Source organism: Streptomyces nogalater (genome assembly GCF_039532885.1).
Lineage (GTDB): Bacteria > Actinomycetota > Actinomycetes > Streptomycetales > Streptomycetaceae > Streptomyces > Streptomyces nogalater.
Window position 1 is genome coordinate 186,423 of sequence record NZ_BAAASM010000001.1, and the last position, 16,087, is coordinate 202,509.

The window sequence follows — 16,087 nt, forward strand, 5'->3', positions numbered from 1 at the left end:
CGTGGGAAACGCTCACCCGCGGCCGGCCGCCTCCACCATCTGCTTGAGCTTGGCCGGGGTCATCGTGCGGTCCTCGTAGATGTTCTTGCCGTCGAGCAGCACGGTCGGCGTGCCGCCGAAGCCGCCGGACTTGAACGCCTGGTGGGACTTGTCCACCCAGCCGTCGTGGGTGCCGTTCTCGACGCACCGGCGGAAGGCGGGGGTGTCCAGGCCCTTGACCTTGCCGGCCAGCTCGATCAGCTTGCCGTTGTCCGCGAAGGCGTCGTCGGCCTCCTTGGGCTGGTTCGCGAACAGCACGTCGTGGTAGTCGCGGAACTTTCCGGCGTCCTGGGCGCAGGCCGCGGCGTTGGCGGCGCGCAGCGAGCCGGTGCCGCCGAGGTTGCCGTCGATCAGCCGGACCAGGTGGTACTCGACTCTGAGCTTGCCGGCGTCGGTCAGTTCGTGGAGCGTCGGCCGGTACGCCACCTCGAAGGCCTGGCAGGCCGGGCAGCGGAAGTCCTCCCAGACGGTGAGCGTGGACTTGGCGCCGTCCTTGCCGACCGGGATCGCGAGGCTGTCCTTGCCCTGCGCGCCCGAGGGGGCCACGGCCGGGCCCGCGTCGGTGCTCTTGTCCTTGCCGGCGTTCGCGGCGACGACGCCGATCACCGCCGCCAGGCCCAGGACGCAGACGACGCTCGCGCCCACGATCAGCGCCCGCCGTCGCTTGTCCGCGGCCTTCTGCTTCTCGCGCTCGACCGCCAGCCGCTCGCGGGCGGTGCGCTTTCCGTCACGGTTCTTCTCGCTCACACCCCCAGAACGAACCGGGGAGGCGCAGCGCGCCTCCCCGGTTCGAGGTCCACCCGTTCGAGTGACCGAATCATCCGGTACGGGACATCGCGGCCCGTACCGGCTCCCTGCTCACGCCTGTCCGCGGACGCCCTTCGCCAGGTCCCCGGCCAGCTCGCGGACCGCCGCGAGGCCGGCGGCCTCGTCCGGCGCGTCCAGCATCCGCTTCACGAACGCCGAGCCGACGATCACGCCGTCCGCGAAGCCGGCGACCTCGGCGGCCTGGGCCCGGTTGGAGACGCCGAGGCCCACGCAGACGGGCAGGGCGGTGCCGGTGGAGCGGGTGCGCCGGACCAGGTCCTGGGCCTGCGCGCCGACGGACTCGCGGGTGCCGGTGACGCCCATGAGCGAGGCGGCGTAGACGAAGCCGCTGCCCGCCGCGGTGATCTCGGCGAGCCGCTCGTCCTTGCTGCTGGGCGCCACGACGAAGACCGTCGCGAGGCCGTGCTTCTCGGCGTGCTCGCGCCAGAGCGACGACTCCTGCACCGGCAGGTCGGGCAGGATGCAGCCGGCGCCGCCCGCCTCGGCCAGCTCGGCGGTGAAGCGCTCGACGCCGTAGCGGTCGATGGGGTTCCAGTACGTCATCACCAGGACCGGCTTCCCGGTGGCCCGGTACGCCTCCCGGACCGTGCGCATGACGTCGGCGATCCGCACACCGCCCCGCAGGGCGATGTCGTCCGCGGTCTGGATGACCGGACCGTCCAGGACCGGGTCGCTGTGCGGCAGACCGACCTCGACCACGTCCGCGCCGCCCTCCAGGACGGCCTTGATCGCCTCGATGCCGCCGTCCACGGTGGGGAACCCGGCCGGGAGGTAGGCGATGAGCGCGGAGCGGCCCTCGGCCTTGGCACCCGCGAGGGTGTCCGACAGCAGCTGGATGTTCCCGCTCACTTGGCGTCCCCCTCGATCTCGGCGGTGTCGGCGGCGTCGGCCGCCACCTCGGCGTCGGTGTCGTACAGGCCGAAGTAGCGCGCGGCGGTGTCCATGTCCTTGTCACCGCGGCCGGACAGGTTGACGACGATCAGGCCGTCCGGGCCCAGCTCGCGGCCGACCTCCAGGGCGCCGGCCAGGGCGTGAGCGCTCTCGATGGCCGGGATGATGCCCTCGGTGCGCGACAGCAGGCGCAGCGCCCCCATGGCGGCGTCGTCGGTGATCGCGCGGTACTCGCCGCGGCCGGAGTCCTTCAGGTAGGAGTGCTCGGGGCCGATGCCGGGGTAGTCCAGACCGGCCGAGATGGAGTACGGCTCGGTGATCTGGCCCTCGTCGTCCTGGAGGACGTAGGACCGGGAGCCGTGCAGGATGCCGGGCTCGCCGGCGGTGAGGGTGGCCGCGTGCTCGCCGGTCTCGACGCCGTGTCCGGCCGGTTCGCAGCCGATCAGGCGGACGCCCTCGTCGGGGATGAAGGCGTGGAAGAGGCCGATGGCGTTGGAGCCGCCGCCGACGCAGGCGACGGCCGCGTCCGGCAGACGGCCGGCGCGCTCCAGGAGCTGGCGGCGGGCCTCGACGCCGATGACCCGGTGGAAGTCGCGGACCATGGCCGGGAAGGGGTGCGGGCCGGCGACCGTGCCGAACAGGTAGTGAGTGTGGTCGACGTTGGCGACCCAGTCCCGGAACGCCTCGTTGATGGCGTCCTTCAGGGTGCGGCTGCCGGACTTCACGGCGACGACCTCGGCGCCGAGCATGCGCATGCGGGCCACGTTCAGGGCCTGCCGCTGCGTGTCGACCTCGCCCATGTAGATGGTGCAGTCGAGGCCGAACAGCGCGCAGGCGGTGGCCGTGGCGACGCCGTGCTGGCCGGCCCCGGTCTCGGCGATGACCCGGGTCTTGCCCATGCGCTTGGTGAGCAGGGCCTGGCCGAGCACGTTGTTGATCTTGTGGGAGCCGGTGTGGTTGAGGTCCTCGCGCTTGAGGAACACGCGGGCGCCGCCGGCGTGTTCGGCGAAGCGGGGGACCTCGGTGAGCGCCGACGGGCGGCCGGTGTAGTTCACCAGCAGGTCGTCGAGTTCACGGGCGAACTCGGGGTCGTTCCTGGCCTTGTCGTACTCGACGGCGACCTCGTCCACGGCGGCGACGAGGGCCTCCGGGATGAACTTGCCGCCGAACGCGCCGAAGTAGCCCCCGGCGTCGGGGACCCGGCCCTCCGGGTCGGGGATGAAGAAATCGCTGGGCATGCGGAAACCTCACGGTGAGTGTCCTGGGAAAAACCGATCGCCGTGGGGCTCGGGTCGTCTGCCGGCTGCGGGCCGTGTGTGGCTTGTCGCGCCCGCGCGGCGGTAGCCGCATGTCAGATGGAGTCCCGCGCCCCTAGAGGGCGCGCTGCCATCGACGCCCGTTGACCTGCCCGGGTTCGTCACCGATGACGTACCGCACCCTGCGGCCGTGGACGCGCCGCGCGGGCGCGCGGCAGCCACGCGGACGGCAGCCGCGCGCCAGGCGCGCGTGCCGGTCCACGGTCGTCACGGTGGGAGTCATCGACACCAAGCCTAGCGGGATCAGCCGCGCCCGTGCCGCAGTGCGGGATGTTCGCCGGCGGCGACCAGGTCGGCGACGGCCGCCTTCGGGTCGCGGCCGGTGACCAGGGACTCGCCGACCAGGACCGCGTCGGCGCCGGCGTTGGCGTAGGCGATCAGGTCGTGCGGGCCGCGCACGCCGGACTCGGCGACCTTGACGAGGTGGTCGGGGATCTCCGGGGCGACCCGCTCGAACGTGCCGCGGTCGACCTCCAGGGTCTTGAGGTTGCGCGCGTTGACGCCGATGATCCTGGCGCCCGCGTCCACCGCCCGCTCGACCTCCTCCTCGTCGTGCACCTCGACCAGCGGGGTCAGGCCGATGGACACCGCGCGCTCGATCAGCGACTCCAGGGCCGGCTGCTCCAGGGCGGCGACGATCAGCAGCGCGAGGTCGGCGCCGTACGCGCGGGCCTCCCACAGCTGGTACGAGGTGACGATGAAGTCCTTGCGCAGCACCGGGATGTCCACGCGCGCGCGGACGGCCTCCAGGTCGGCGAGCGAGCCGCCGAAGCGGCGCTGTTCGGTGAGGACGGAGATGACGGCCGCGCCGCCCGCCTCGTAGTCCGCGGCGAGGCCGGCCGGGTCGGCGATGGCGGCCAGCGCGCCCTTGGAGGGGCTGGACCGCTTGACCTCGCAGATCACCTTGACGCCGTCGCCCTTGAGCGCGGCCACCCCGTCCTTGGCTGCGGGGGCCTTGGCCGCGCGCTCCTTGAGCTCGTCGAGGCTGACTCGGGCCTGCCGCTCGGCGAGGTCGGCTCGGACTCCGTCGATGATCTCGTCGAGCACACTCACGCGAGCGGCCCCCTTCCAGACGGTGGGTTCCTTCAGGCTCCGAAAGCCCGTGGTCAATGCGATGGTATCCGCAGCGGTGCGGTGGCTTCGCATCCGGTTGACGGCGGTCCCACTCCGTGGACATCCCTCTTCCGGCACGGTCAAGGGTGGAGCAGGCCGCCGAACGGGAGGTTCCGCAGGACGGTGAACGCCACCAGCAGGGCGGCGACGGTCCACAGGGGTACGGGGCCGAGGCCGGTCCGCAGCGGCCGGCCGCGCGCCGCGCGGACCGTCCAGACGGTCCACAGCACGGCGAAGCCCAGGTAGGCGGCCACGGCCGGCGCGTTGGCGCGCACCGCGGTGAGCAGGTCGCCGTGGACGAACGCGTGCGCGCTGCGCAGTCCGCCGCAGCCCGGGCAGTACAGGCCGGTGAGCGCGTACAGGGGGCAGACGGGGTAGTGGCCGGGTTGGTTCGGGTCGACCGCTCCGACATAGCCGAAGGCCCCGGCCACGGCCGCGAACAGCCCCAGGGGCACGGCGAGCCGGCGCCACAGGGGCGGCACGGCGGGCGTGGGGGGCATGGGATGTGCGGGGGGCGGCGCCGGGTGCGGGGCACCGGGGGACGCGGAGGGTGTGGGGAGCCGTGTGGCGTCCGGGGCGGCGCGGGGCGGCTCCGACGGGGCCGTGCGGCTGTCGGCGTTCACGCGGGCATTCTGCCCCGCCCGGTACGGCTCCGCCCGCCGGGCGGCACCGGCGAGGGAGCCCGGGAGCGGGCCGCGGTCCTCCGGGGCCGGACAGCGCGAGAGGCGGTCCCCATCCCTGCGGATGCCGGGCCGCCTCTCGGGGAAGCCTGGGCTCAGCGGCCCGCGGCGGCCGGCTCGGGGCTCGCGGAGGCGCGCGCCACGGCAGCGGTCTGCTTCGGCTGGCCGAGGCCCATGGCCCGCATGATGCCGCCGACCACGCCGCCGAGGAGCGTGAGGGCCATACCGGCCCAGAAGCCGACGGGCTGGGCCATCACCATGAAGGCGCCCGCGACGCAGAAACCGATGAAGGCGATGATGACACCGGTCCAGGCGGCCGGGGTGTGACCGTGGCCGTGGCTGCTGCCCGCCATGACTTGCTCCTCGTTGTTGCTGGTGTACGTGTCGTATGAGGCGTCGTACGCTCGCCGCCGTCCATTGTCCCGTAGCGTCGCGCGCGCCGGACGCGGGGGTGGCGTCTGGTTCGCCACACCGCCCGGGCCGTGCCGGTTCAGGCGCCCGTCGGGTCCTCGCCCCGGTCCAGGGCCTTCCACATCTCCTCGGGCCGCTCCGGGTCGGCCGGGCGGGCGGTGCGCCGGGGGCGGGCGGTGCCGCGTTCGTAGCGGCCGGACATCGCGGGCCACAGGCGGCCGTAGCGCAGGGCGAGCAGCCCGGCCAGCAGGATCAGCAGCCCGCCGGCGGCCGCGACGTACGGCCAGCCGGTGTGGGTGAGCGCGTGGACGGTGGCGGAGCTGTCGCCGCTCACCTTGGCGGCCCGCTCGTCCAGCGCGGAGCCGTCGGAGACGGCCGCCAGGGCCGCGAGGGCGATCCCGGCGCCGGACAGCGCGAGCAGCCCGGCGACGACGAGGCGGCCGGCCCGGCGGACGGCGAAGACCGCGACGAGCGCGGCGAGGCCCACTATGGCGAGGGCCGCGGGGACGCCCGTGACGTCGCTGCCCTTGGCGGTCAGCGGGAACGCGCCGCCGGCCACCGTCGCGGTGCCCTCCGCCCAGCGCTGCCGGGTCGCGAGCAGCGCCACGGCCGCGCCGAGCGCGCCGAACAGCAGGGCCACGGCGAGGCTCCGCCGGCCGGACCGGGCGGGTGCGGCGGCTTCGGAACGAAGGTGAGGTACGGCAGTCACGTACTCCACTATCGCCTGAACCCCCGGCGGACCCTCACCCGGGGTTGCCCTGAGGAGCGCCCCGCCGCCCGAGGCGGTTCGCCGTGTGCACCGCCCGCAGCACCGCCGCCGCCTTGTTGCGGCACTCCTGGTCCTCGGCGGCCGGGTCGGAGTCGGCGACGACGCCCGCGCCGGCCTGGACGTACGCGGTGCCGTCGCGGAGCAGGGCGGTACGGATGGCGATCGCGGTGTCGGAGTCGCCGGCGAAGTCCAGATAGCCGACGCAGCCGCCGTACAGGCCGCGCCGGGACGGCTCCAGTTCGTCGATGATCCGCATCGCGCGGGGCTTGGGGGCCCCGGAGAGGGTGCCGGCCGGGAAGCACGCGGTGAGCACGTCGAAGGCGGTGCGGCCGGGGGCCACCTTGCCGGTGACGGTGGAGACGATGTGCATCACGTGCGAGTAGCGCTCGATGGACATGAAGTCGACCACCTCGACCGAGCCGGGCTCACAGACCCGGCCGAGGTCGTTGCGGCCGAGGTCGACCAGCATCAGGTGCTCGGCGCGCTCCTTGGGGTCGGCGAGCAGTTCCTCGGCGAGCGCCTGGTCCTCCTGCGGGGTGGCGCCGCGGTGCCGGGTGCCGGCGATGGGGTGGACCATCGCGCGCCCGTCCTCGACCTTCACCAGCGCCTCCGGGGAGGAGCCGACGACGTCGAAGCCGTCGAAGCGGAAGAGGTACATGTACGGCGAGGGGTTGGTGGCCCGCAGCACCCGGTAGACGTCCAGGGCGCTCGCCGTGCAGGGGGTCTCGAAGCGCTGGGAGGGCACGACCTGGAAGGCCTCCCCCGCGCGGATGCGCTCCTTGATGTCCTCCACGGCCCGCCGGTAGTCGGGGCCGCCCCAGCGGGCGGTGTACTCGGGCAGCTCGGAGGGCGGCAGGTGGGCCGGCGGCTGGGAGACCGGGCGGGAGAGGTCGGCCTCCATGGCGTCCAGGCGGGCCACGGCGTCCGCGTACGCCTCGTCGACGCCGGTTTCCAGGTCGTTGTGGTTGATCGCGTTGGCGATCAGCAGGACCGAGCCCTCCCAGTGGTCCATCACCGCCAGGTCGCTGGTCAGCAGCATGGTCAGCTCGGGCAGCCGCAGCTCGTCGTGCTCGCCGGGGCCGATCTTCTCCAGGCGGCGGACGATGTCGTAGCCCAGATAGCCGACCATGCCGCCGGTGAAGGGCGGCAGGCCCTCCTGGTGCGGGGTGTGCAGGGTCTGGAGGGTGGCGCGCAGGGCCGCGAGCGGGTCGCCGTCCGTGGGGACGCCGACGGGCGGGGTGCCGATCCAGTGGGCCTGCCCGTCCCGCGCGGTGAGCGTGGCGGCGCTGCGGACCCCGACGAAGGAGTACCGCGACCAGGAGCGGCCGTTCTCCGCGGACTCCAGCAGGAAGGTGCCGGGGCGTTCGGCGGCGAGCTTGCGGTAGAGCGCGACCGGTGTGTCACCGTCGGCCAGGAGCTTGCGGGTGACCGGGATGACGCGGCGGTCTCCGGCCAGCTTGCGGAAGGTCTCTAGATCCATGGCGGCCGACCTTACTGAGCGGACGCCGGAGCGGCGGCGTCCGCGTCCTTCACGTCCGCGTCCTGCACGTCCGCGTCCTTCATTTCCGCGTCCTTCAGGAGCACGTCCTCGTCGAAGCAGGTGCGCGCGCCGGTGTGGCAGGCGGCTCCCACCTGGTCGACCCGGACCAGCAGGGTGTCGCCGTCGCAGTCCAGGGCGACCGACTTCACCCGCTGGACGTGGCCGGAGGTGTCGCCCTTGACCCAGTACTCCCCGCGGCTGCGCGACCAGTAGGTGCAGCGGCCGGTGGTCAGCGTGCGGTGCAGTGCCTGGTCGTCCATCCAGCCGAGCATGAGCACCTCGCCGGTGTCGTACTGCTGGGCGATGGCGGGGACGAGCCCGTCGGCGCTGCGCTTGAGCCGCGCGGCGATCTCCGGGTCGAGGCTGCTGGGCCGGGGGCTGCCGGTCGTACTGGTCATGGGTGCCATTGTGCCGCGCGGCACGGGCGGCGGGCCCCGGGCGTCCACGAAGCGGTCGGGATCCTCCCGGGCGGCCCCTCGGGGGGCGACGGGTGGGCGGAGCGATCACCTGGCCGTAGGCTGGCTCCATGTCGACCTTCGCCAAGCGTGAACGGCTGTTGCTCGCCGACCTCTTGGAAACCGTCGGGCCGGACGCCGAGACCCTCTGCGCGGGCTGGCGGACCCGGGACCTGGCCGCGCATGTCATCGTGCGCGAGCGCCGCCCGGACGCGGCGGGCGGCACGCTGGTCAGACGGCTCGCGCCGCGCCTGGAGAAGGTGATGGCCGAGTACACCGCGAAGCCGTACGGGGAGCTGATCCGGCTGATCCGCACCGGGCCGCCGCGGTTCTCGCCGTTCCAGCTCAAGCAGGTGGACGAGGCGGCCAACATCATCGAGTTCTACGTGCACACGGAGGACGTCCGCCGCGCCCAGCCGGAGTGGACCCCGCGCGAGCTGGACCCGGTGTTCCAGGACGCGCTGTGGTCCCGGCTGGAGCGTGCCGCGCGGCTGCTGGGCAAGGGCGCGCCGACGGGGCTGGTGCTGCGCCGCCCGGACGGGCAGACGGCGGTGGCGCACCGGGGTACGCCGGTGGTCACGGTGACCGGTGAACCGTCGGAGCTGCTGATGTTCGCGTACGGACGGCAGAGCGTGGCCAGGGTGGATCTGGAGGGGGACGCGGACGCGATCGACAGGCTGCACGAGTCGAAGCAGCTGGGCATCTGACGGGCGCCGTCAGCCGGGGAGTTCCGCGCGGCGCAGCTCCGGTACGGCGAGGAAGACCAGGCCGCCGAGTCCGCAGACGGCGGCGCTGACGGTGTAGACCGGGCCGAGTCCGAAGGCGCCGGCCGCGGCGGCGGCGAAGGGCATGCTCAGCGGGGTGAGACCGAGGCTGACCAGGCTGGACACGGCGGTGACACGGCCCAGGTAGGCGGGGTCGGCCTGGGTCTGGAGCAGGGCCCCGCACAGCGCGCCGCTCAGTCCGGTGAGCAGGCCCACCAGCAGGGCGGTGCCGACGGCGGCGGCCAGGCCGGGGACGAAGGCGAGGGCGCCGACGGCCACGGAGCCCGCGGCACACGCGCACCCGGTGACCAGTCCGGCGCGGGGCAGCCGGCCGCGGGCGGCCAGCAGCAGCGAGGCGGCGCCCGCGCCGGTGCCGAACCCGGCCAGGACCCAGCCCATGCCCGCGGCGCCCCAGCCGCGGTGGTCGGCGAGCAGGGTGAGGCCGACGTTCAGCGGGCCGACGAAGCCGAGGTCGCCGAGCGCGATGGCGATCATCAGCGGACCGAGGACCCGGTGCCGGCGGACGTAGCGCAGCCCGGCCTTCAGGTCGGCGCGGGCGGTGGTGCGGCGCTCGGTACCGGCGGGGCCGCCGGGCAGGTCCCGTATGCGTACCGACAGCAGCAGCGGCAGCGACAGCGCGATGAGCGCTCCGGCGAGGGCGAAGGCCGCCGGGGCGCCGCCGAGGGCCACGCCGAGCCCGCCGAGCGGGGCGCCGACGACGCTCGCGGCGCGGACGGCGAGGCCGCGCAGGCCCTGGACGCGGGCGAGCTGGTCCCTGCCGGTGATCCGGGCGGGCAGGGCGCCCACGGCCGGCATGAACACGGCGTCGACGGCGCCGAAGACGCACGCGAGCAGGGCGAGCGGCCACAGGCCGGGGCGGGTGAGGAACAGCAGGGCGGCCACGGCGAGGACGGCGGCGCAGCGGACGGCGTCGCTGCCGATCACCACCCTTCGCGGGCCCAGCCGGTCGGCGATCACGCCTCCGCCGAGCATCAGCACGGCCCGGGGCAGCGCGCTGGCGGACATCACGAGCCCGGCCTGCGCGGGCGTCCCGGCCTGCACGGCGGCCCAGGACAGGGCGAGGTAGTAGACGCTGTCACCGAGCATCGAGGAGGTGTAGGCCCCGAGCCAGCGCAGCACGTTGGGATCCCGGTGGGCCCGCACGGAGGCGGGGGGTGTGAGCGTGGCGGTCACGCGGGGGGTGTCCTCTCGGGCACGGGAACGGTGGGGAGGATCGAAGCCGTCGGGAAAAGCCGTGAAAGCGCGCCGCGACGTGCCCCGGTGCGGGGCCGTGTCCGCACGCGAAGAGGCCCCGGCCGCCCGGCCGGGGCCTTGCGCGGGCTTGCGCGGGCTCGTTACCTGACGGGGTGGCCCGCCTGCCGCAGGGTCTCTTTCACCTCGCCGATGCGCAGGTCGCCGAAGTGGAAGACCGAGGCGGCCAGGACCGCGTCGGCGCCCGCCCCGACGGCCGGGGGGAAGTCGGCGAGCTTGCCGGCGCCGCCGGAGGCGATCACGGGGACCGTGACGTGCTTGCGGACCGCGGCGATCATCTCCAGGTCGTAGCCGTCCTTCGTGCCGTCCGCGTCCATGGAGTTCAGCAGGATCTCCCCCGCGCCGAGCTCCGCCGCCCGGTGCGCCCACTCCACCGCGTCGAGCCCGGTGCCGCGCCGGCCGCCGTGCGTGGTGACCTCGAAGCCCCCGGTGGGGGTGCGGCGCGCGTCGACCGACAGGACCAGCACCTGGCGGCCGAACCGCTCGGCGATCTCGCGGATCAGGTCGGGGCGGGCGATCGCGGCGGTGTTCACGCCCACCTTGTCGGCGCCCGCCCGCAGCAGCTTGTCCACGTCCTCGGCGGTGCGCACGCCGCCGCCGACGGTCAGCGGGATGAACACCTGCTCGGCGGTGCGGCGCACCACGTCGTAGGTCGTCTCGCGGTCGCCGGAGGACGCGGTGATGTCCAGGAACGTCAGTTCGTCGGCGCCCTCGGCGTCGTACACCTTGGCCATCTCGACGGGGTCACCCGCGTCGCGCAGGTTCTGGAAGTTCACGCCCTTGACGACCCGGCCGTTGTCCACGTCCAGGCAGGGGATGACTCGGACCGCCAGGGTCATGACTGCTCAGGCTCCTCTGAATGCTTCTAGTTCCACTTCGACCAGGATGCGCGGGTCGACGAAGCCCTCGACGACCAGGAGGGTCGAGACCGGGCGCACGGAGCCGAACAGCTCCTGGTGGGCCCGGCCGACGGCGTCCACGTCCCGCGCATGGGTCAGGTACATCCGGGTGCGGAGCACGGACTCGATACCGAGGCCGAACTCCGCGATCGCCTCGACGGCGCTGGTGAGGGCCACCTTGGCCTGTTCGTACGGGTCGCCCTCGCCGTACAGCACGGTGCCCTTGAAGGACGTCGTGCCGCCCACCAGCACCCGGTCGCCCGCCGCCACGGCGTGTGCGAAACCGAAGGACTCTTCCCAGGGACTTCCGCTTCTCACACGCCGCACGGCTTCGGACGTCATGACGACACAGCCTCCAAGGCCTCTTCCAGGGTGAACGCCTTCGCGTACAGCGCCTTCCCTACGATGGCGCCCTCGACACCGAGCGGCACCAGACCGGCGAGGGCCCGCAGGTCGTCCAGGGAGGACACGCCTCCGGAGGCGACCACCGGGCGGTCGGTCGCCGCGCACACGTTCCGCAGCAGTTCCAGGTTCGGGCCCTGGAGGGTGCCGTCCTTGGCGATGTCGGTGACGACGTAGCGGGAGCAGCCCTCCTTGTTCAGGCGGTCCAGCGTCTCGTACAGGTCGCCGCCGTCGCGGGTCCAGCCCCGGCCGCGCAGGGTGGTGCCGCGGACGTCCAGGCCGACGGCGATCTTGTCGCCGTGGTCGGCGATGACCTTGGCGACCCACTCGGGGGTCTCCAGGGCGGCCGTGCCGAGGTTCACCCGGGTGCAGCCGGTGGCGAGGGCGGCGGCGAGGGTGTCGTCGTCGCGGATGCCGCCGGACAGCTCCACCTTGATGTCCATCGCCCCGGCGACCTCGGCGATCAGTTCCCGGTTGTCCCCGGTGCCGAACGCGGCGTCCAGGTCGACCAGGTGCAGCCACTCCGCGCCGGCGCGCTGCCAGGCGAGGGCGGCCTCCAGCGGGGAGCCGTAGGAGGTCTCGGTGCCGGACTCGCCGTGTACGAGGCGGACGGCCTGGCCGTCACGGACGTCGACGGCGGGGAGCAGTTCGAGCTTGGCCATGGTCTACAGGGTTCCGATCCAGTTGGTGAGGAGCTGGGCGCCGGCGTCGCCGGACTTCTCGGGGTGGAACTGGGTGGCCCACAGGGCGCCGTTCTCCACGGCGGCCACGAACGGCTTGCCGTGTGTCGACCAGGTGACCTTGGGGGCCTCGATCACCGGGTTGTGGGCTTCCAGGGACCATTCGTGGACGGCGTAGGAGTGCACGAAGTAGAAGCGGGCGCCGGCGTCCAGGCCCGCGAACAGCCGGGAGCCGGCCGGGGCCTCGACGGTGTTCCAGCCCATGTGGGGCACCACGTCGGCCTGGAGCGGCTCGACCGTGCCGGGCCACTCGTCCAGGCCCTCGGCTTCCACGCCGTGCTCGATGCCGCGCGCGAACAGGATCTGCATGCCGACGCAGATGCCCATGACCGGGCGCCCGCCGGACAGCCGGCGGTCCACGACCCAGTCGCCGCGCGCCTCGCGCAGGCCGTTCATACAGGCGGCGAACGCGCCGACGCCCGGCACCAGCAGCCCGTCGGCGTTCATCGCCTTGTCGAAGTCACGGGTGATCTCGACGTCGGCGCCCACGCGCGCGAGGGCGCGTTCGGCGGAGCGGATGTTGCCGAAGCCGTAGTCGAAGACGACGACCTTCTTCTTGCCCGACGCGGCGCTCAATTCCACACCTCCAGCCTCAGGACGCCCGCCACCAGGCACAGGGCCGCGCCGATCGAGAGCAGCACGATCAGGCTGGTGGGCATCTTCTGCTTGACGAAGGAGATGATCCCGCCGACCAGGAAGAGGCCGACGACGATCAGCAGGGTCGACAGACCGGTCATGGGTTACAGCGCGCCCTTCGTCGACGGGAGGATGCCGGCCGCGCGCGGGTCGCGCTCACAGGCGTACCTGAGGGCCCGGGCCAGCGCCTTGAACTGGCACTCCACGATGTGGTGGGCGTTGCGGCCGTAGGGCACGTGCACGTGCAGCGCGATCTGCGCCTGGGCGACGAAGGACTCCAGGATGTGCCGGGTCATCGTCGTGTCGTACTCGCCGATCATCGGCGCCATGTTCTCGGGCTCGGTGTGCACGAGGTAGGGGCGGCCGGACAGGTCGACGGTGACCTGGGCGAGGGACTCGTCCAGCGGGACCGTGCAGTTGCCGAAGCGGTAGATGCCCACCTTGTCGCCGAGGGCCTGCTTGAAGGCGGCGCCCAGCGCGAGGGCGGTGTCCTCGATGGTGTGGTGGGAGTCGATGTGCAGGTCGCCGTCGGTCTTCACGGTCAGGTCGAACAGACCGTGCCGGCCGAGCTGGTCGAGCATGTGGTCGTAGAAGCCGACGCCGGTGGCGATGTCGGTGCGGCCGGTGCCGTCGAGGTCTATCTCGACCAGCACCGAGGTCTCCTTGGTGGTGCGCTCCACGCGTCCAACGCGGCTCATGAACTCTGCTCCTTCTTGACTTCCCGGACCGCGTCGAGGAACGCGTCGTTCTCCTCCGGGGTGCCGGCGGACACCCGCAGCCATCCCGGTACGCCGTTGTCCCGGACCAGCACGCCCCGGTCGAGGATCTTCCGCCAGGCCTCGTGGGCGTCGGCGAACCGGCCGAACTGCACGAAGTTCGCGTCGGACTCGACGACCTCGTAGCCGATCGCGCGCAGCTCGGCGACCAGCCGGTCCCGCTCGGCCTTGAGCTGCTCGACGTACCCGAGCAGCGTGTCGGTGTGCTCCAGCGCGGCCAGCGCGGTCGCCTGGGTGACGGCCGACAGGTGGTACGGCAGCCGGACCAGCTGGACGGCGTCCACGACGGCCGGGTGCGCGGCCAGGTAGCCGAGGCGCAGGCCGGCCGCGCCGAACGCCTTGGACATCGTGCGGGAGATCACCAGGTGCGGGCGGCCGTCCAGCAGCGGCAGCAGCGAGGCGCCGTGGCTGAACTCGATGTACGCCTCGTCCACGATCACCATGGACGGCTTGGCCGCCTGCGCCGCCTCGTACAGCGCGAGGACGGTCTCCGGCGGGACCGCGTTGCCGGTGGGGTTGTTGGGGGTGGTGACGAAGACGACGTCCGGCCGGCGCTCGGCGATGGCCCGCTCGGCGGCGGCGAGGTCGATCGTGAAGTCCTCGTTCCGGGGGCCGGAGATCCAGCCGGTGCCGGTCCCCCGCGCGATGAGCGCGTGCATCGAGTACGACGGCTCGAAGCCGATGGCCGTGCGGCCCGGCCCGCCGAAGGCCTGCAGCAGCTGCTGGATGACCTCGTTGGAGCCGTTGGCGGCCCAGACGTTCTCGATGCCGAGGGGGTACCCGCCGGTCTTCGTCAGATAGGCGGCCAGCTCGGTGCGCAGCTGTACCGCGTCCCGGTCCGGGTAGCGGTTCAGGTCGCGGGCGGCCTCGCGCACCCGCTCGGCGATCCGCTCGACCAGCGGCTCGGGCAGCGGGTAGGGGTTCTCGTTGGTGTTCAGCCGTACGGGCACGTCCAGCTGGGGCGCGCCGTAGGGGGACTTGCCGCGCAGCTCGTCACGGATGGGCAGCTCGTCCCAACGGGACACAGAGGGGTTGCCGGTCACTTGCTCTCGGGTACCTTCCAGCCGAACCTCGCCTTGATCGCCGCGCCGTGCGCGGGCAGGTCCTCCGCCTCCGCCAGCGTCACCACGTGGTGGGCGACCTCGGCGAGCGCGTCCCTGGTGTAGTCCACGATGTGGATGCCGCGCAGGAAGGACTGGACGGACAGGCCCGAGGAGTGGCAGGCGCAGCCGCCGGTGGGCAGGACGTGGTTGGACCCGGCCGCGTAGTCGCCGAGCGAGACGGGGGCCCAGGGGCCGATGAAGATCGCGCCCGCGTTGCGGACCCGGCCGGCGAGCGCGGCGGCGTCGGCCGTCTGGATCTCCAGGTGCTCGGCGCCGTAGGCGTCGACCACCTTCAGGCCCTCCTCGACGCCGTCCACCAGGACGATCGCGGACTGCCTGCCCTTCAGCGCGGGCACGATCCGGTCGTCCACGTGCCGGGTGGCCGCGACCTGCGGTGCCAGCTCCTTCTCCACCGCGTCCGCGAGCTCGGCGGAGTCGGTGACCAGGACGGCCGCCGCGAGCGGGTCGTGCTCGGCCTGGCTGATCAGGTCGGCGGCCACGTGCACCGGGTCGGCGGTGTCGTCGGCGAGGATCGCGATCTCGGTCGGGCCGGCCTCGGCGTCGATGCCGATCCTGCCGGTGAAGTAGCGCTTGGCGGCGGCGACCCAGATGTTGCCGGGGCCGGTGACCATGTTCGCGGGCGGGCAGGACTCGGTGCCGTACGCGAACATCGCGACGGCGGTGGCGCCGCCCGCGGCGTACACCTCGTCCACGCCGAGCAGGGCGCAGGCGGCGAGGATCGTCGGGTGCGGCAGGCCGCCGAACTCGGCCTGGGCCGGGGAGGCGAGCGCGATGGACTCGACGCCGGCCTCCTGGGCGGGCACCACGTTCATCACCACGGAGGACGGATACACGGACCGGCCGCCGGGCGCGTACAGCCCGACCCGCTCGACCGGCACCCACTTCTCGGTGACCGAGCCGCCCGGCACCACCTGGGTGGTGTGGGCCGTACGGCGCTGCGCGCGGTGGACCAGCCGGGCGCGGCGGATGGACTCCTCCAGGGCGGCGCGCACGGCCGGGTCGAGAGCGGCGAGCGCGTCGGTGAGCGCCTGCGCCGGGACACGGACGTTTTCCAGCCGTACTCCGTCGAATTTCTCGGCGAAGTCGATCAGCGCCGCGTCGCCACGATGATGCACGGCCTCGCAGATCGGGCGCACCTTCTCCAGGGCGGCCTGAACGTCGAAGTCGGCTCGGGGCAGCAGGTCGCGCAGGGCGGGACCCTCGGGAAGGGCGTCGCCGCGCAGATCGATTCGGGAAATCACAGTCCCAATTCTCTCAGACCGCCGTCGGGAGCCGTCCGCGCGTATCAGTGGCTGATACAGAGCATGGGCCAATGGTCACCCGCCCGGGGGACCGGATCCGGTGCTCGACGGGCCGGGAGGCGGTCCGTCATGGCCCGTCAGCGGGCCTTTCGTGGGCCAATGGCCGGTACAGAGGGTGGCCGGAACCCGGA

At 73.3% G+C, this 16,087-nt stretch carries 20 protein-coding genes; 1 reads left to right on the forward strand and 19 read right to left on the reverse strand.

From position 1 onward, the window contains the following. Positions 1–12: 12 nt before the first annotated feature. From ABD350_RS00835 to hisI, 10 genes are all read right to left on the reverse strand, one after another. A complete protein-coding gene (locus ABD350_RS00835; protein ID WP_344345375.1) occupies positions 13–786 on the reverse strand; it encodes a DsbA family protein in 774 nt (257 codons plus the stop codon). A 111-nt stretch (positions 787–897) separates the two neighbouring features. Then, positions 898–1,716, reverse strand: coding sequence for a tryptophan synthase subunit alpha (gene trpA, locus ABD350_RS00840; protein ID WP_344345377.1), 819 nt, complete (start codon positions 1,714–1,716; stop codon positions 898–900). After that, positions 1,713–2,996 (reverse strand): tryptophan synthase subunit beta, encoded by a 1,284-nt coding sequence (gene trpB / locus ABD350_RS00845; protein ID WP_344345379.1) that lies wholly within the window; start codon positions 2,994–2,996, stop codon positions 1,713–1,715. Before trpB ends, trpA begins: the two co-directional genes overlap by 4 nt. A gap of 133 nt (positions 2,997–3,129) precedes the next feature. Beyond that, positions 3,130–3,297: a tryptophan biosynthesis modulator TrpM gene (trpM, locus tag ABD350_RS00850; RefSeq protein ID WP_344345381.1), complete on the reverse strand. Its 168-nt coding sequence runs from the start codon at positions 3,295–3,297 to the stop codon at positions 3,130–3,132. A 20-nt stretch (positions 3,298–3,317) separates the two neighbouring features. Further along, positions 3,318–4,127 carry an indole-3-glycerol phosphate synthase TrpC gene (gene trpC / locus ABD350_RS00855; RefSeq protein WP_344345383.1) on the reverse strand — a complete coding sequence of 270 codons (810 nt, stop codon included), beginning with the start codon at positions 4,125–4,127 and terminating at the stop codon, positions 3,318–3,320. 140 nt (positions 4,128–4,267) lie between these two features. Beyond that, complete coding sequence (locus tag ABD350_RS00860) at positions 4,268–4,687, reverse strand: DUF2752 domain-containing protein (RefSeq protein ID WP_344345385.1); 420 nt, start codon at positions 4,685–4,687, stop codon at positions 4,268–4,270. 275 nt (positions 4,688–4,962) lie between these two features. Continuing rightward, entirely contained in the window at positions 4,963–5,220 is a 258-nt protein-coding gene (locus tag ABD350_RS00865) for an HGxxPAAW family protein (RefSeq protein WP_344345387.1), read from the reverse strand. Positions 5,221–5,357: 137 nt separating this feature from the next. Continuing rightward, on the reverse strand, positions 5,358–5,996 hold the full coding sequence (locus tag ABD350_RS00870; protein WP_344345389.1) for a TIGR02234 family membrane protein: 639 nt from the start codon (positions 5,994–5,996) through the stop codon (positions 5,358–5,360). Between the two features lie 25 nt (positions 5,997–6,021). Continuing rightward, positions 6,022–7,527, reverse strand: a complete 1,506-nt coding sequence (locus tag ABD350_RS00875) for an anthranilate synthase component I (protein ID WP_344345391.1) — start codon at positions 7,525–7,527, stop codon at positions 6,022–6,024. An 11-nt stretch (positions 7,528–7,538) separates the two neighbouring features. Next, positions 7,539–7,985 (reverse strand): phosphoribosyl-AMP cyclohydrolase, encoded by a 447-nt coding sequence (gene hisI, locus ABD350_RS00880; RefSeq protein WP_344345393.1) that lies wholly within the window; start codon positions 7,983–7,985, stop codon positions 7,539–7,541. Between the two features lie 128 nt (positions 7,986–8,113). Here hisI and ABD350_RS00885 point away from each other — a divergent pair, with 128 nt between their 5' ends. Continuing rightward, the gene (locus ABD350_RS00885) at positions 8,114–8,749 is read left to right on the forward strand and encodes a TIGR03085 family metal-binding protein (RefSeq protein WP_344345395.1); all 636 of its coding nucleotides are present in this window, start codon (positions 8,114–8,116) and stop codon (positions 8,747–8,749) included. 9 nt (positions 8,750–8,758) lie between these two features. Here ABD350_RS00885 and ABD350_RS00890 read toward each other — a convergent pair whose 3' ends face one another. The 9 genes from ABD350_RS00890 to hisD all read right to left on the reverse strand — a co-directional run bounded on the left by ABD350_RS00890 (position 8,759) and on the right by hisD (position 15,896). Beyond that, positions 8,759–10,000 (reverse strand): MFS transporter, encoded by a 1,242-nt coding sequence (locus tag ABD350_RS00890; protein ID WP_344345397.1) that lies wholly within the window; start codon positions 9,998–10,000, stop codon positions 8,759–8,761. A 161-nt stretch (positions 10,001–10,161) separates the two neighbouring features. Next, positions 10,162–10,917: an imidazole glycerol phosphate synthase subunit HisF gene (gene hisF / locus ABD350_RS00895; protein WP_344345399.1), complete on the reverse strand. Its 756-nt coding sequence runs from the start codon at positions 10,915–10,917 to the stop codon at positions 10,162–10,164. Positions 10,918–10,923: 6 nt separating this feature from the next. After that, the gene (locus ABD350_RS00900) at positions 10,924–11,319 is read right to left on the reverse strand and encodes a RidA family protein (RefSeq protein WP_344345401.1); all 396 of its coding nucleotides are present in this window, start codon (positions 11,317–11,319) and stop codon (positions 10,924–10,926) included. Beyond that, the gene (gene priA / locus ABD350_RS00905; RefSeq protein ID WP_344345403.1) at positions 11,316–12,041 is read right to left on the reverse strand and encodes a bifunctional 1-(5-phosphoribosyl)-5-((5-phosphoribosylamino)methylideneamino)imidazole-4-carboxamide isomerase/phosphoribosylanthranilate isomerase PriA; all 726 of its coding nucleotides are present in this window, start codon (positions 12,039–12,041) and stop codon (positions 11,316–11,318) included. The genes ABD350_RS00900 and priA overlap by 4 nt, the downstream gene beginning before the upstream one ends. Positions 12,042–12,044: 3 nt before the next feature. Beyond that, the gene (gene hisH, locus ABD350_RS00910; protein ID WP_344345405.1) at positions 12,045–12,701 is read right to left on the reverse strand and encodes an imidazole glycerol phosphate synthase subunit HisH; all 657 of its coding nucleotides are present in this window, start codon (positions 12,699–12,701) and stop codon (positions 12,045–12,047) included. Next, on the reverse strand, positions 12,692–12,856 hold the full coding sequence (locus tag ABD350_RS00915) for a hypothetical protein (protein ID WP_189996617.1): 165 nt from the start codon (positions 12,854–12,856) through the stop codon (positions 12,692–12,694). The genes hisH and ABD350_RS00915 overlap by 10 nt, the downstream gene beginning before the upstream one ends. Before the next feature lie 3 nt (positions 12,857–12,859). Further along, complete coding sequence (gene hisB, locus ABD350_RS00920) at positions 12,860–13,453, reverse strand: imidazoleglycerol-phosphate dehydratase HisB (protein ID WP_344345408.1); 594 nt, start codon at positions 13,451–13,453, stop codon at positions 12,860–12,862. Further along, positions 13,450–14,556, reverse strand: coding sequence for a histidinol-phosphate transaminase (locus tag ABD350_RS00925; RefSeq protein WP_344345758.1), 1,107 nt, complete (start codon positions 14,554–14,556; stop codon positions 13,450–13,452). The genes hisB and ABD350_RS00925 overlap by 4 nt, the downstream gene beginning before the upstream one ends. Before the next feature lie 14 nt (positions 14,557–14,570). Continuing rightward, positions 14,571–15,896, reverse strand: a complete 1,326-nt coding sequence (gene hisD / locus ABD350_RS00930; protein ID WP_344345410.1) for a histidinol dehydrogenase — start codon at positions 15,894–15,896, stop codon at positions 14,571–14,573. Between the last annotated feature and the right edge of the window lie 191 nt (positions 15,897–16,087).

Excerpts from the sequence above, each read along its gene's own strand:
- trpB (WP_344345379.1), bottom strand. The coding sequence starts at position 2,996 with ATGCCCAGCGATTTCTTCATCCCCGACCCGGAGGGCCGGGTCCCCGAC.
- trpM (WP_344345381.1), bottom strand. The coding sequence starts at position 3,297 with ATGACTCCCACCGTGACGACCGTGGACCGGCACGCGCGCCTGGCGCGC.
- ABD350_RS00860 (WP_344345385.1), bottom strand. The coding sequence starts at position 4,687 with ATGCCCCCCACGCCCGCCGTGCCGCCCCTGTGGCGCCGGCTCGCCGTG.
- ABD350_RS00865 (WP_344345387.1), bottom strand. The coding sequence starts at position 5,220 with ATGGCGGGCAGCAGCCACGGCCACGGTCACACCCCGGCCGCCTGGACC.
- ABD350_RS00875 (WP_344345391.1), bottom strand. The coding sequence starts at position 7,527 with ATGGATCTAGAGACCTTCCGCAAGCTGGCCGGAGACCGCCGCGTCATC.
- hisI (WP_344345393.1), bottom strand. The coding sequence starts at position 7,985 with ATGACCAGTACGACCGGCAGCCCCCGGCCCAGCAGCCTCGACCCGGAG.
- ABD350_RS00885 (WP_344345395.1), top strand. The coding sequence starts at position 8,114 with ATGTCGACCTTCGCCAAGCGTGAACGGCTGTTGCTCGCCGACCTCTTG.
- hisF (WP_344345399.1), bottom strand. The coding sequence starts at position 10,917 with ATGACCCTGGCGGTCCGAGTCATCCCCTGCCTGGACGTGGACAACGGC.
- ABD350_RS00900 (WP_344345401.1), bottom strand. The coding sequence starts at position 11,319 with ATGACGTCCGAAGCCGTGCGGCGTGTGAGAAGCGGAAGTCCCTGGGAA.
- priA (WP_344345403.1), bottom strand. The coding sequence starts at position 12,041 with ATGGCCAAGCTCGAACTGCTCCCCGCCGTCGACGTCCGTGACGGCCAG.
- ABD350_RS00915 (WP_189996617.1), bottom strand. The coding sequence starts at position 12,856 with ATGACCGGTCTGTCGACCCTGCTGATCGTCGTCGGCCTCTTCCTGGTC.
- hisB (WP_344345408.1), bottom strand. The coding sequence starts at position 13,453 with ATGAGCCGCGTTGGACGCGTGGAGCGCACCACCAAGGAGACCTCGGTG.